Below are 13109 nucleotides of genomic sequence, written 5' to 3'. Positions count from 1 at the left end.
CTGTCTCAGGATTCGGTCACGGAGTGTTCTGGTGAGGCCTGCGGATGGGCAAATTCATCGATCGCAGAATTGAATGCGGCACCGATCAGGACGGCCAGGGAGATCAGATACAGCCACAGCAGCAGAGCGATCGGTGCCGCCAACGGACCGTAGACCGACGGGGTGCCGCTGCTCAGACTCAGCGCCTTGCGCAATGCCCAACTGCCGCCGACCCAGATCAGCATCGCCAGCCCTGCGCCCGGCAGCGCCCAGCGCAGTTGATACCCCCGAGGCAGCGAGACGTCGTACAGGCTGGCCAGGAAGAACGCCGATCCGATCAGCACGATCGGCCAGTAGAGGTCGCCGAGCCAGCCGATCGGATCGGGAAGGATCCGCTCGACGAAGCTCGGTCCGGCCAGCACCAGTGGGATCAACACGACCGCGACCAGCAGGAAGGCCACGTAGAGCAGGAACGACAGCAGCCGGGCACGGACGAAGTGTCGGTGCCCCTGATGGCCGTACATGATCCCGATCGCATCGATGAACACGTTCAACGCCCGTGATCCCGACCAGAGGGCGATCAGGAACCCGACCGAGATCACATCGGCGCGGCCGCCGGCCAGCACGTCGTCGATGGTCGGGGCGATCACCGACTGGACAGCGCTGGGGGTCAGGATCCGGCTGGCCAGTTCCAACAGCTCGGTGCGGAACTCCTGGATGACCGCCGGCCGGATCTGCGAGGCGACGAACCCGAGGGTGCCGACGCCGGCGAAGATCAGCGGTGGCAGCGAGAGGATCGCAAAGAAGGCTGCCTCACCGGCCAGACCGGTGACCCTGTTGCGGAAACAGGCAGCCAGGGTCACTGCCAGGATCCGCCGGACCGCATGAAGTCCGCGCCGGCCCCGATCACCGACGTCCCCGCGGTGTCGGGCGGGAACGGGGCGATCGGTCATGACTTCAGGGTACGGAGGTTCGCACCCCAGTCGTGGCACCTCACGGCGAGCGTCGCAGCACGGGTTGTCGCGGCGACGATTCCCGACCTCCGGCCGGCGGCGGTCGATCAACCGTCGGCGTGGGGTCAGACCGGCCCGGGCCGTCCTCGGTCCGCCGCGACTGCGGAGTACGCCGGATAGTCCCGGGCGGCGGTGCGGACCGGTGTCGCGCTGCGAACCCCGTCCAGGATCGCCTGTTGCATCACCCGGGCGGCGGCCGCCTGGATCTCGACCAGCGCGGCGATCCGTGGCATCGGTTCCGACGGTAGGTCGATCGCGCCGGTTGCCAGGCCGAAAACGGTGTCACCGTCGGTGAGCGTGTGCACCGGATCGATCGCCCGGGCGAAGCCGTCGTGCGCACAGGCCGCGGTGCGGGTGATGTCGGCGACGTCGAGCCGGGCGTCGGTAGCGACCACAGCGATCGTGGTGTTGAAACCGGGCTCGGTCACGGCTCCGTTCGGCATCCGCGGTGGCAGGCCGGACAACAACGCGTCGATCCGCGGCAACTGGGGGACACCGCGGGCATTGACGACGGCCAGCGCTCCGACGGTGACCGACCCGCCGTCGAACCGGACCGTCGCCGACGCCGTCCCGACCCCGCCCTTCAGTCGTCCGTCGGCGACCTGGGCGCCGGTGCCGGCGCCGACGTTTCCGCGCTCGACCTCGGCGCCGTCGCCGCTGTGATCGGCGGCGACGGCCGCTCGGTAGCCCCAGTCCTCTGTGGGGCGGGCGGTGAACCGGCCGCCCCGTCCGAGGTCGAAGATCGCGGCCGCCGGAACGATCGGCACCACCTCGCCGGGAGCGCCCATCGGCACGCCGCGGTCGTGTTCGGCGCACCACCGTTGGGCTCCGTGCGCCGTCACCAGGCCGAACGCGCTGCCACCGGTCAGCACCACCGCGTCGACGGTCGGCACCAGCGTCCCGGGCGCCAACGCATCGGTCTCGTGCGTACCGGGCCCGCCGCCCCGTACGCTGACGCCGCCGACGGTGCCACGGGGCGGCAGGACCACCGTAACGCCGGTCAGATGATCATCGTCGACCCGGCTGACGTGCCCGACCCGGACCCCGGGCACGGCAGTGATCGCACCTCTCGGATCGGTGTCAGGCCCATCGGTCTCAGGGCTCGTGGGCAGCTGGTTCAACGATCGCCTTTCGTCATCGGCCGACGGCCGTGGTGTGCAACTCGGGCAGCGCGCCGATCAGACGTTCGGTGTACGGGTGGCGCGGTTCGGCGTAGAGCTGCTCTGTCGGGCCGCACTCGACGATCCGCCCGGACTGCATCACAGCGACCGTGTCGCACAGGTGCCGGATCACGTTCAGGTCGTGCGAGACGAACACCAGGGTCAGCCGATAGCTGCTGACCAGGTCGGCGAGCAGATTCAGCACCTGGGCACGGACCGACACGTCCAGCGCCGACACCGCCTCGTCGGCCAACAGCACGCTCGGCTCGGTGATCAGCGCTCGGGCGATGGCGATGCGTTGTCGCTGGCCGCCGGAGAACTGGTGCGGGAATCGGTCGCCGGCGTCGGCCGGCAGCCCGACGGCCTGCAACATCTCCGTGACCCTGCTGCGGCGGCCGGCGTCGGAGACTGCGCGCAGCGGCTCGGCCACCACGTCGCGGATCCGCATCCTCGGGTCAAGCGAGGAGTGTGGGTCCTGGAAAACGATCTGCACCTGCTCGCGCAGTGCCCGCAGGTTGCGCTCCTTGGCGCCGGCCAGCTGCTGTCCGGCCACCTCGACGCTGCCGGTGGTCGGAGAATCCAACGCACACAGCAGTCTGAGCAGTGTCGACTTGCCCGATCCGGACTCGCCCACGATGCCGAACCGGTCACCCGACGAGACATCGAAGGACAGGTCGTCCAACGCGGTCACCTCCCGTCGCCGACCGAACAACGAGGTTCGCCCGCGGTGGTAGGTCCGCCCCAGCTCCCGAACGCTGATCACCGGTGCGTCGCTCCGGTTGAAGATCACCGGGTCCCCGTCTGCCAGGACGTCGTGCGCCGCCGGTCCCTGAGCTTGTCCGTCCGAAGGGCCCTGAGCTTGTCGGAGGGCTGGTGGTTGAGTTGACAGTCCTTCGGCGGGCTCAGGACCCTGTGTGGGCTCAGGTCCTTCGACAGGCTCAGGACCCCGGGGAACGGTGATCAGGCGACCGGTGTGCGGATCGGTGGCCAGGGCGGAGGCCGCGAGCAGCCCGCGGGTGTAGGGATGCCGGGGATCGGAGAAGACCTGATCGATGCTGCCGGACTCGACGATCAGACCGTCCTTCATGATCAACACCCGCTGGCACATCCCGGAGACGACGGCGAGGTCGTGGGTGATGAACAACAGCGCCGTGCCGTGCTCGCGGACCTGGGCCCGCATCAGGTCCAACACCTGCGCCTGCACCGTCACGTCCAGAGCCGTGGTCGGCTCGTCGGCCAGCAGCAGATCGGGGGAGTTGGCCATCGCCATCGACAACATCACCCGCTGCCGCTGCCCGCCGGACAGCTGATGCGGGTAGGCCTGTGCCGCGACCGCCGGGTCGGGCAGCCCGACCTGGTCGAGCAGTTCGACGGTCCGCCGGGACGCCGCGGCAGCGTCCGCACCGTGCAGCGTCATCATCTCCGCGACCTGCCGGCCGACCTTCATCAGGGGGTTCAGTGCGGTCATCGGTTCCTGGAAGATCATCGACAGCCGACGGCCGCGCAGCGTCGACCAGGCCGACTCCGGGGCCACGAGCAGATCATGATCAACTCCGTCCAGCCGCAGCGACCCGGACGCGGTCAGCCCGGCCGGCAGCAGGCCCATGATGCTCAAACAGGTCAGCGACTTACCCGATCCCGACTCGCCGATCAGCCCGACCCGTTCACCGGGTTCGATGACCAGATCGAGATCCTGCACCAGGGCAGTGCGACCGGCGGCGACATTCAGCCCGGCAACCTCCAGCAGACTCATCGGTTGCCCTCCGACCGAGGATCCAGCAGGTCTCGCAGCCCGTCACCGAGCAGATTGAAACCCAGCACGGTGAGCGCGATAGCGCAGCCCGGCCAGACGATCAACAGCGGCGTGCTGAACACGTAGGTCTGCGACTCCTGCAGCATCCGGCCCCAACTCGGCGTCGGTGCCGGGGTGCCGAGACCGAGGTAGGACAGGGCTGCCTCGGCGAGCACCGCGACCGCGAAGTTCACCGAGGCCTGGACGATCAACACGCCGCCGATGTTGGGCAGGACGTGCCGGACAGCCAGGAAGAAGCGGCCGCGGCCGGCTGCTCGGGCCGCGGACACGTACTCCCGGCTCATCACCTGCAGCGTTCCGGCACGGGCGACCCGGGCGAAGGCCGGTGCGGTTCCGATCCCGAGCGCCGTCATCGCCGTGACCGTACTGCCGCCCCAGATCGCGCCGAAGATGATCGCCAACAACAAGGCCGGGAACGCTTGCATGATGTCGTTCCAGCGCATCAGCCAGGCTCCGGCTCCGCCGCCCGCGATGCCGGCGATGATGCCGATCGGGACCCCGATCGCGGCAGCCACCACGACCGCGATCACGCCGACCGCCAGCGTCGTCCGGGTGCCCTGCAGGATCACCGAGAAGATGTCATGGCCGAAGGAGTCGGTGCCCAGCCAGTGGGCCGTCGACGGGCCCTGCAGCCGGATCGAGGCATCGACCAGCGTCGGGTCGTACGGCGTCCACACGAACGACAGCAGGCAGCTCAGCACGATCGCCGCAACGATCACGGCGCCGACGATCAGGGTGGAGTTCGGGCGTCGACGTCCGGCCGGTTCGGCGACCATGCCGGGGCGGACCGGAAGTGTCGTCATCGGGCGCTCCTCAGTCGTGGGTCGATCACGGCATAGAGCAGGTCGACCAACAGATTGATCAGCAGCACCATGATCACGATCACCATCACCACGCCCTGGATCTCGATCAGGTCCCGGTTCTGGACCGCGCTCACCAACAGACTGCCGATGCCGGGCACCACGAACACGGTTTCGATCACGATTGCACCGACGAAGAGTGCCGCCAACTCGATCCCGGAAACGGTCACCACCGGGATCAACGCATTCCGCAGACCGTGTCGGAGCAACGCCCGGAAGGGGGTCAGGCCCTTCGACCGGGCGGTTCGCATGAAGTCCTCGGCGACGATGTCCAACACCGCGGACCGGACGTAGCGGCTGAGGATCGCACCCTGGATCAGCCCCAGTGCCAGGGCCGGCAGGATCAGGTGGGACAGGAACGGACCGGCCCCCTCGATCGGTGCCGCCCAACCGCTGGCCGGCAGCCAGTGCAGGGTGACGGCGAAGACGATCACCAGCAGCAGTCCGGCCAGGAAGCCCGGCACCGCCACCGCGATCTGGCTGAGAGCGCTGATCACGGTGCCGTCCGGGCGACCCTGTCGCCAGGCGGCGAAGATGCCGACCGGGAAGGCGCCGCAGATCGCGATGATCATGGCCGAGACGACCAGGATCAGCGACACCTGAAGATGCTCGAAAACCTCCGGGGCGATCGGCTGATGGGTGACGTAGGAGACGCCGAGGTCGCCGCGCAGCAGGCCGCCGAGCCAGTCCAGGTAGCGCAGCGGCGCCGGTCGGTCCAGACCGAGTTCGGTCCGCAGCGCCGCGACCGCCTCCGGGGTCGCCTGGACGCCGAGCATGGTGCGGGCCACGTCACCGGGCAGGATCGCCAGCAGCGTGAACACGATGATCGAGGCAACCCAGGCGGTCAGCACGAAGATGCCTGCCCGTCGCGCCAATCGCACGACCATGATCAACAGCGCCTGACGTCGGAGACCTGGTGCATGATCAGGACGGGTTGCCGGTCTTGGTCAGATCGAGTGAGACCCCGGTGTCGTTGGCGCCGAGTCCGGTGACCGACTTCTTCGCGATCACGATGTTCGGCGCGTTGTAGAGCCAGTCTGCCGCCGCGTCGTCGACGATGCCGTTCACCGCGGTCTTCATCCGGCTGGTGAACTGTTCCTTGTCCGGGGCGGCGACGGCATCGTTCAGTTCCTTCTGGACCGCCTTGTTGCGGTAGCTCCAGTAGTAGTCCGGGTTGGCGTAGTTGAAGACGTTGCGGGCCTCGACGTGATTGATCACGGTCAGGTCGTAGTCGTGCTTGGTGTAGGTCTTGTCCAGCCAGACCGCCGGAAATTCCTGGGTGTGCAGGTTGGCGGTGACGCCGATCTTGGCCAGGTCGGACTTCACCACCTGGGCGATGGTCTGGGCATACGGCAGGCTCGGGACGTTGAAGTCGACGCTGAGCTTGGACTTGCCTGCCGCCTTCAGCAGTTGCCTGGCCTTGGCCGGGTCGTACGGATACTTCTTGGACAGGTCGGTGTACCACGGATCGGTCGGCGGCACCGGTCCGCCGAGCACCTTGCCCAGCCCGTTGGTCGAGGTGGTGTTGACGGCGTTACGGTCCACGCCGTAGATGATCGCCTGCCGGACACGCTTGTCGTCGAAGGGCGGCTTGGCGTTGTTCATCGACATCACGGTGATACCGGTGGTGACGCCGATCTGCACGGTGAACTGCTGGTCGGACTGGAACTGCTTGACCTGGTCGGCGGCCTGGCTCTGGTAGACCGCGTCGAGATCGCCGCTGCGCAACGCGTTCACCGGGGCGTTGGCGTCGCTGTAATACCGCAATGTCGCTCGGCTCAGCTTGGCCTTGGTGCCCCAATAGCTGTCGTTCCGCTTCAAGATCAACGACTCGCCGCGGTTGTACTTGTCCATCAGGTACGGGCCGGTCCCGATCGCGGAGTTGGCAAGATCATCTTTGGCCTTCGGAGAGAACATCGCCCCCAGCGGACCGGCCAACCAGAACAGCAGGTTGTTGTCCGGCTGCTTCAGGTTGATCTTGACCTCGGTTGGTGAGACCGCCTGCACCGACTTGATCGCGGACAACACCGTGGGGGTGTTCGCCTTCCAGTCCGGCACCGCATCCAGATTGGACTTCACCACGTCGGCGTCGAACGGATCCCCGTTGGAGAACTTCACCCCGGACTGCAGGGTGAAGTCATAGCTCAGCCCGTCGTCACTGATCTTCCAGGACTTCGCCAGCAGCGGCTGGACGTCGGCGTTGCCGTCCAGCTTCACCAGGCCCTCGTAGACGTTGTACATCAGCGCCTGCGGGATCGCCGCGCCCGCGGTCTGGGTCATGTCCAGATTGGCCGGGGCAGCACCGAGCCCGATCGACAGCGTCTGATCGGCCGCGCCGCCGGACGGGTTGCCGCCGCCGGAGTCGCCGGCGCCGGCGGAGCAGGCCGTCACGACCAGCAGCAACACCGACAGGATCGCTCCGGCACCGATCGTCGCCGCCCGGGATCGGGTGCCCCGGCTGACGCCGGTCTGTGGCGACCGGGTGGGTTGTTCAGCGGTTGTGCTCATGGCAGGCCTTTCTGTCCAAGCGCTTCGTCAGCCGTACGCCCGGCGGAACGTCCACGGCATGGTCCTCTCCGTACGTCGAAGACCACTAGCATGCCGCCCCCGGCTCGGTTCGGTCACCAGATCTTGGGCCACGGACGCCGCGAGTCGGCCGGGCCGTGGTCGGAGTAGAAGCTAGCGGCTGCCAGCACCGTACGGTCGTCGAACCGCCGACCGGCGATCTGCAGACCGATCGGCCGGGCATCATCGGTGTAGCCGCAGTTGATGCTGATCGCCGGTTGGCCGGACATGTTGTAGGGCATGCAGAAACCGATGTGGTCCATCGCGTGCTCCACGTCGTTGCTGGGCATCGGCCAATCGGCGGGATAGGTCGGCTCGGGAGAGACGGGGGACAGCACCAGGTCGACGCCGGCGGTGGCGGCCAACGCGACTTTGGCGATCTGCAACTGGGCGTCGCTGCCGGCGGTCGCCTCGGGCCCCGTCAGCTCGGCCCCGGCCCGGGACCAGTCGGCGATGAACGGCAACAGCAGGTCGCGGCGTTCGGCCGGGATCGCGAGATAGTCGTTCCAGTGGCCGACCCGCCAGAACCGATCCACCCGTTCCAGCAGGTCGGCGGTGAGGAACGGTTCGAGCGGCCGGACGTCGGCACCGGCCGCGGCGAACACGTCGGCGGCGGCGAGCACGGCGTCGCGGACGGCAGGAGACACCGCCGTACCGGTGCCCGCTTCGGTCAGCAGGCCGATCCGCAGCCCGGCGGGACGCAGCTCGAGGTCGTTCCAGTCGATGGGCTGAGCCGGCAGGCTGTAGGGATCGCGCTCATCCGGCCCGGACAGCGCCGCCATCGTCAGGGCGGCATCGGCGACCGTCCGGGTGAGCGGACCGATGGTGCGGCCGATGTAGGCGGGATCGACCGGGATCCGGCCGAAGCTGGGCTTGTAGCCGAGGCAGCCGTTCCAGCCGGCCGGCAGCCGGATCGAACCGCCGATGTCGCTGCCCAGGTTGATCGGCGCGTACCCGGCGGCCGTTGCCGCACCGGCACCGGAACTGGAACCGCCGGCGTTCCAGTCGGCGTTCCAGGCGTTCCGGGTGGTGGGATGCACCGAGGAGATGCCCGAGGACAGCATGCCCCAGTCCGGCATCGTCGTCTTGCCCAGCACGACCGCCCCGGCCGCGAACAGCCGCTCGGCGACCGGCGCGGTGCGGGTCGCCGGCTGGTCCGGGCTGGCCGCCGTACCCCAGCGGGTCGGCTCACCGGCGACGTCGACGTTGTCCTTGATCGTCACCGTGACGCCGTCGAGTCGCCCGAGCGGACGGCCGGCGGCCCACCGGTCGGCGCTCGCCCGGGCCGCGGCGCGAGCCCGTTCGGGCCAGCTGATCTGCATCGCGTGCAGGACCGGCTCGGCGGCCTCGATCCTGGCCAACGCGGCCTCGGTGACCTCGACCGGCGACACCTCGCCCGCGGCGTACCGCGCATGTTGCTCGACCGCGGACAGCTCCGCGAAGAGATCGCTCACGTACCCTCCATCCCCGCTCCGGAGGTCCGTACGTTACTGACCCATCCACCGGAAGTTTGCCAAAGGTGGTTGGGCTCCAGTGTCCCGCGCCCGACGTTCGCGCGATCCGTCGAAGCCTGAACAGCGATCGGCTGCGTTGTCCTCGTTCGGCGGGGCCCGGCCCGCCCGCGCTCCTGCGCCCGGCGACCGACGCGCAACACGGTCCTCGCAACGCTTCTTCCTGATCGGTGCTTTCGTCGCACGACCACACTCTGACAACTGTGGAGAAGTTGTGAGAATGCACACGAGCCATGTGGGATCTCACACGACTCGTGTGAAGTATGGTGGGGCTGACGCAGCAGCGATGCTCGTGGCGCGAGCACGGACGAGTTAGGAACATCGATGTCCTTCATCAGCAACGACCCCGCTCGATTCAGCGAGCAGGCAACGGCCGGCTTCGTGGCGGCCCATGGCGACCTGGTCCGGGCGGTGCCCGGCGGAGTCGCGCGCCGGACCGCCACTCCGCAGGGTCAGCCTGCCGTCGTGATCGGCGGCGGCTCAGGCCACTACCCGGCCTTCGGTGGCCTGGTCGGGCCCGGCCTGGCCCACGGAGCGGCCGTCGGCAACGTGTTCGCCTCGCCGTCCGGCCAGCAGGTCTACGACGTGGCCAAGGCGGTCGAGAACGGCGGCGGTGTGCTGCTCACCTGCGGCAACTACGCCGGCGACGTGCTGAACTTCAATCAGGCCAGGGACCGGTTGCGGGCCGAAGGCATCGCGGCCGAGACCCTTTTCGTCACCGACGACATCTCCTCGGCCAAGGCAGACGAACGCGACAAGCGGCGCGGCATCGCCGGCGGACTCGCGGTCTACAAGATCGCCGCCGCCGCGGCCGAGGCCGGCAAGGACCTGGACCAGGTCGTCGCGCTGGCCGGCAAGGTCAACGACAACATCCGTACGCTGGGCGTCGCCTTCTCCGGCTGCACCCTGCCCGGTGCGCACGAGCCGCTGTTCACCGTGCCCGAGGGACGGATGGGTGTCGGGGTCGGGATCCACGGCGAGCCGGGGATCGACGAGACCGGGCTGCTCAGCTCCCAGGAACTGGCGACGATGCTGTGGGACGCGGTGATCGCGGAGAAGCCGGACGGCGCCGGTGATCGTGCGGTGATCTTCGTCAACGGTCTCGGCGCGGTCAAGAACGAGGAACTCTTCATCCTCTTCAACGATGTCCGCGCCCTGGCCGAGCGGGACGGCCTGGTGGCCGCCGATGTCGAGGTCGGCGAACTCGTCACCAGTTTCGAGATGGCCGGCGCTTCGCTCAGCCTCTGGTGGGTCGACGAGGAGATCGAGCAACTCTGGGCCACGCCCTCCTATACCTCCGGCTACCGCAAGGGCGCGTTGCAGGCGGATCAGGGCGAGGTGCTGGACGACGTCGACGCCAGTGCCGCGGTCGAGGTCGGCGACGCGACCGAGGAGTCACGGCAGGCGGCCCGGACGATCGCCGGGCTGCTGACCACGGTACACCGGACGATCACCGAGCACGCCGACGAACTCGGCAAGCTGGACGCGATCGCCGGCGACGGCGATCACGGGATCGGGATGGAACGCGGAGCCCGGGCCGCGGTGGAGGCGGCCGACGGGCTGCTGGACAGGCAACCCGGTGCGCAGACCCTGCTGGTCCAGGCCGGAGCGGCGTGGGCCGCCCAGGCCGGCGGCACCTCGGGCGTGTTGTGGGGTGCGCTGCTGGACGCGATCGGACGCACCGTCGGTGACGAGGTCAAACCTGACCCGGCAACCGTCGCCGCCGGCGTCCGCGCCGCCGATGAGTCACTGCGCCGGATCGGCGGCGCCCAGGTCGGCGACAAGACGATGATCGACGCCCTGGTGCCGTTCGCCGACGCGCTCGGCAAGGCCGTCGAGTCCGGCAAGGACCTCGCGGCGGGCTGGACCGAGGCGGCGCAGGCGTCCACCCAGGCGGCGCAGGCGACCGCCGACCTGATGCCCAAGCTCGGCCGGGCCCGGCCGCACGCCGAGAAGAGCCTCGGCACCGCCGACCCCGGAGCGATCTCGTTCGCCCTGATCGCGACCGCCGTAGCCCAGGACCTCTGACCAGAATCTCGACAAGACGAGCACAACGCGAAGGAAGTAGTGAGATGAGCGGGTGGAAGATCGTGGTGGGGTCCGATGATGCGGGCTTCGACTACAAGGAAGCGCTGAAGAAGGATCTGGAGAATTCCGATCTGGTCGAGTCGGTCGTCGATGCCGGCGTCGACGCCTCCGGGCACACGCCGTATCCGACGATCGCGATCGCCGCGGCGGAGATGGTCGCTCGAGGCGAGGCCGATCGGGCGCTGTTGGTCTGCGGGACCGGACTCGGGGTGGCGATCTCGGCCAACAAGGTGCCGGGCATCCGGGCGGTGACCGCCCACGATCCGTTCTCGGTGCAGCGTGCGGTGCTCTCCAACAACGCCCAGGTGCTGTGCTTCGGCCAGCGGGTCGTCGGTCTGGAACTCGCCCGGATGTTGGCCGGCCAGTGGTTGACCTACACCTTCGACGAGTCCAGCGCTTCGGCGGAGAAGGTCGCGGTGCTGACCGACTACGAGAAGCGGGTCGACGCCAGCGCCGATCAGGCGACCGGATCGTCCTGCTGACGAATCCTGCGCAGGTGCAGGTGGCGATGACGATGTCGACCAGGAGGTACAGGTGACCAGGGCTCCGATCTTCCTCGGCGTCAGCCTGAAGATGTATCTGGACCACGAAGCCACGTTGCGCTGGGTCACCGACGTGGTCGCGACCGCCGACTCCGAACCGGCCGTACGGGACGGTCGGGTCCGGGTCGCGGTGCTGCCGACCTTCGTCTCCGTCGACGCCGTGGCCGCAGCCACCCGGGGTACGCCGGTGGCTGTCGGCGCCCAGGACCTGGCGTGGGCCGACCACGGTGCCTTCACCGGTGAGGTGAGTGGACGTGACCTGGCGTCGTTGGGCTGCCGTTACGTCGAGGTCGGGCATGCCGAGCGGCGCCAGCTGTTCGGCGAGGACGACAAGATCATCGCGAGCAAGCTGGCGGCGGCCGCACGCAACGGGCTGATACCGATCCTGTGCGTCGGGGAGCAAGATCATCTTTCGCCGGAGCGGGCGGTCGATCTGTGCCGCCAGCAGGTGCTCAGCGCGTTGGCCGAGGTCGACTCCGGGCTGGACGAGTTGATCATCGCCTACGAGCCGGTCTGGGCGATCGGAGCAGAGCAGCCGGCCGACGCCGATCATGTCCGGGCGGTGTGTCGACAGCTGCGGGCCGGGCTGGCCGACGATCATCGGACCGAACAGGTCCGGGTGATCTACGGAGGTAGCGCCGGTCCCGGACTGCTGACCGAGCTCGGCGATGCCGTCGACGGGCTCTTCCTGGGCCGGTTCGCCCACGATCCGGAGGCGTTCGGTCGGGTGATCGGCGAGGCGGCCGCGATGGGCCGGAGCTGAGCGATGAGCACCGAGGCCGATGCCACGGATGCGGTTTCCCGACAGGGAAAACGCACCGATCGCCAACACGCGATCGCCGATGCGGTGATGCGGCACGGTTCGCTGCGGATCGAGGACATCGCCGATCAGTTCAAGATCAGCGTGATGACCGCGCATCGTGATCTTGACGAGTTGCAGGCCCGCGGGTTGCTCCGCAAATCACGTGGTACGGCGACGGCGTTGGCGTCCACCCTGGTGGAATCCAGCGTCGTCTATCGCCAGGCGCAACGGACCGAGATCAAGCGAGCCCTGGCCACGGCGGCGCTGGACTACCTCGACACCGGGCAGTCGGTGCTGCTGGACGACTCGACCACGGTGCACCAGATCATCCCGCTGTTGGCCGACGTGGCACCGCTGACCGTGATCACCAATTCGTTGATCGCGATCAACGAGGTGAGCGTGATCGACGACATCTCGGTGATCGGTCTCGGCGGGGAGTTCCACCCGTGGTGCGCATCCTTCATGGGCCGGATGACCAACCAGGCGATCGGACGGCTGCGATCGGATCTGTTGTTGATGTCGGCAGCCGCGATCGTCGGCCGCACGGTCTGCTTCCAAGCGTTGGAGACGGTCGACACCAAGCGGGCGATGTTGGACGCCTCGGCGACCCGGGTGCTGCTGGTCGACCACACCAAGTTCACCTCCGGCGCCCTGCACGCGCTGGGAGATCTGGACGAATTCGATCACGTCGTAGTGGATCGCGAGACCCCGCGGTCCACGGTGGCCGAACTCCGCCGGTCGGGGATCGACGTCGTCGTCGCCGACCGGTGATCGGT

Annotated in this window: 11 protein-coding genes; 4 read left to right on the top strand and 7 right to left on the bottom strand. The window is 68.5% G+C overall.

Annotated features, from left to right (window positions below; all coding sequences use genetic code 11):
- Positions 1 to 5: 5 nt before the first annotated feature.
- From BLU38_RS30555 to BLU38_RS30525, 7 genes are all read right to left on the bottom strand, one after another.
- Positions 6 to 932 carry a YihY/virulence factor BrkB family protein gene (locus BLU38_RS30555; protein ID WP_091531416.1) on the bottom strand — a complete coding sequence of 309 codons (927 nt, stop codon included), beginning with the start codon at positions 930 to 932 and terminating at the stop codon, positions 6 to 8.
- A gap of 125 nt (positions 933 to 1057) precedes the next feature.
- Complete coding sequence (locus BLU38_RS30550; protein WP_231920107.1) at positions 1058 to 2044, bottom strand: P1 family peptidase; 987 nt, start codon at positions 2042 to 2044, stop codon at positions 1058 to 1060.
- A gap of 82 nt (positions 2045 to 2126) precedes the next feature.
- Positions 2127 to 3905 (bottom strand): dipeptide ABC transporter ATP-binding protein, encoded by a 1779-nt coding sequence (locus tag BLU38_RS31965; RefSeq protein WP_091531413.1) that lies wholly within the window; start codon positions 3903 to 3905, stop codon positions 2127 to 2129.
- The gene (locus BLU38_RS30540) at positions 3902 to 4741 is read right to left on the bottom strand and encodes an ABC transporter permease (RefSeq protein WP_091533439.1); all 840 of its coding nucleotides are present in this window, start codon (positions 4739 to 4741) and stop codon (positions 3902 to 3904) included. The genes BLU38_RS31965 and BLU38_RS30540 overlap by 4 nt, the downstream gene beginning before the upstream one ends.
- A 23-nt stretch (positions 4742 to 4764) precedes the next feature.
- Positions 4765 to 5706, bottom strand: a complete 942-nt coding sequence (locus BLU38_RS30535; protein ID WP_456238087.1) for an ABC transporter permease — start codon at positions 5704 to 5706, stop codon at positions 4765 to 4767.
- 43 nt (positions 5707 to 5749) lie between these two features.
- Positions 5750 to 7333 (bottom strand): ABC transporter substrate-binding protein, encoded by a 1584-nt coding sequence (locus tag BLU38_RS30530; protein ID WP_091531406.1) that lies wholly within the window; start codon positions 7331 to 7333, stop codon positions 5750 to 5752.
- A gap of 113 nt (positions 7334 to 7446) precedes the next feature.
- Positions 7447 to 8844, bottom strand: a complete 1398-nt coding sequence (locus BLU38_RS30525; protein WP_091531402.1) for an amidase — start codon at positions 8842 to 8844, stop codon at positions 7447 to 7449.
- 381 nt (positions 8845 to 9225) lie between these two features.
- Between BLU38_RS30525 and BLU38_RS30520 the strand changes: the two genes are divergently transcribed.
- The 4 genes from BLU38_RS30520 to BLU38_RS30505 are packed head-to-tail and all read left to right on the top strand — an operon-like array spanning position 9226 to position 13104.
- A complete protein-coding gene (locus BLU38_RS30520; protein WP_091531399.1) occupies positions 9226 to 10929 on the top strand; it encodes a dihydroxyacetone kinase family protein in 1704 nt (567 codons plus the stop codon).
- Between the two features lie 44 nt (positions 10930 to 10973).
- Positions 10974 to 11471 carry a ribose-5-phosphate isomerase gene (locus BLU38_RS30515; RefSeq protein WP_091531396.1) on the top strand — a complete coding sequence of 166 codons (498 nt, stop codon included), beginning with the start codon at positions 10974 to 10976 and terminating at the stop codon, positions 11469 to 11471.
- 52 nt (positions 11472 to 11523) lie between these two features.
- Entirely contained in the window at positions 11524 to 12294 is a 771-nt protein-coding gene (locus BLU38_RS30510) for a triose-phosphate isomerase family protein (RefSeq protein WP_091531393.1), read from the top strand.
- A 3-nt stretch (positions 12295 to 12297) separates the two neighbouring features.
- Positions 12298 to 13104 carry a DeoR/GlpR family DNA-binding transcription regulator gene (locus BLU38_RS30505; protein WP_091531390.1) on the top strand — a complete coding sequence of 269 codons (807 nt, stop codon included), beginning with the start codon at positions 12298 to 12300 and terminating at the stop codon, positions 13102 to 13104.
- Positions 13105 to 13109: the final 5 nt, after the last annotated feature.

It is taken from the genome of Microlunatus soli (assembly GCF_900105385.1).
Taxonomy (GTDB): Bacteria; Actinomycetota; Actinomycetes; order Propionibacteriales; family Propionibacteriaceae; genus Microlunatus; species Microlunatus soli.
This window is presented reverse-complemented; position numbering and strand designations above follow the sequence as displayed.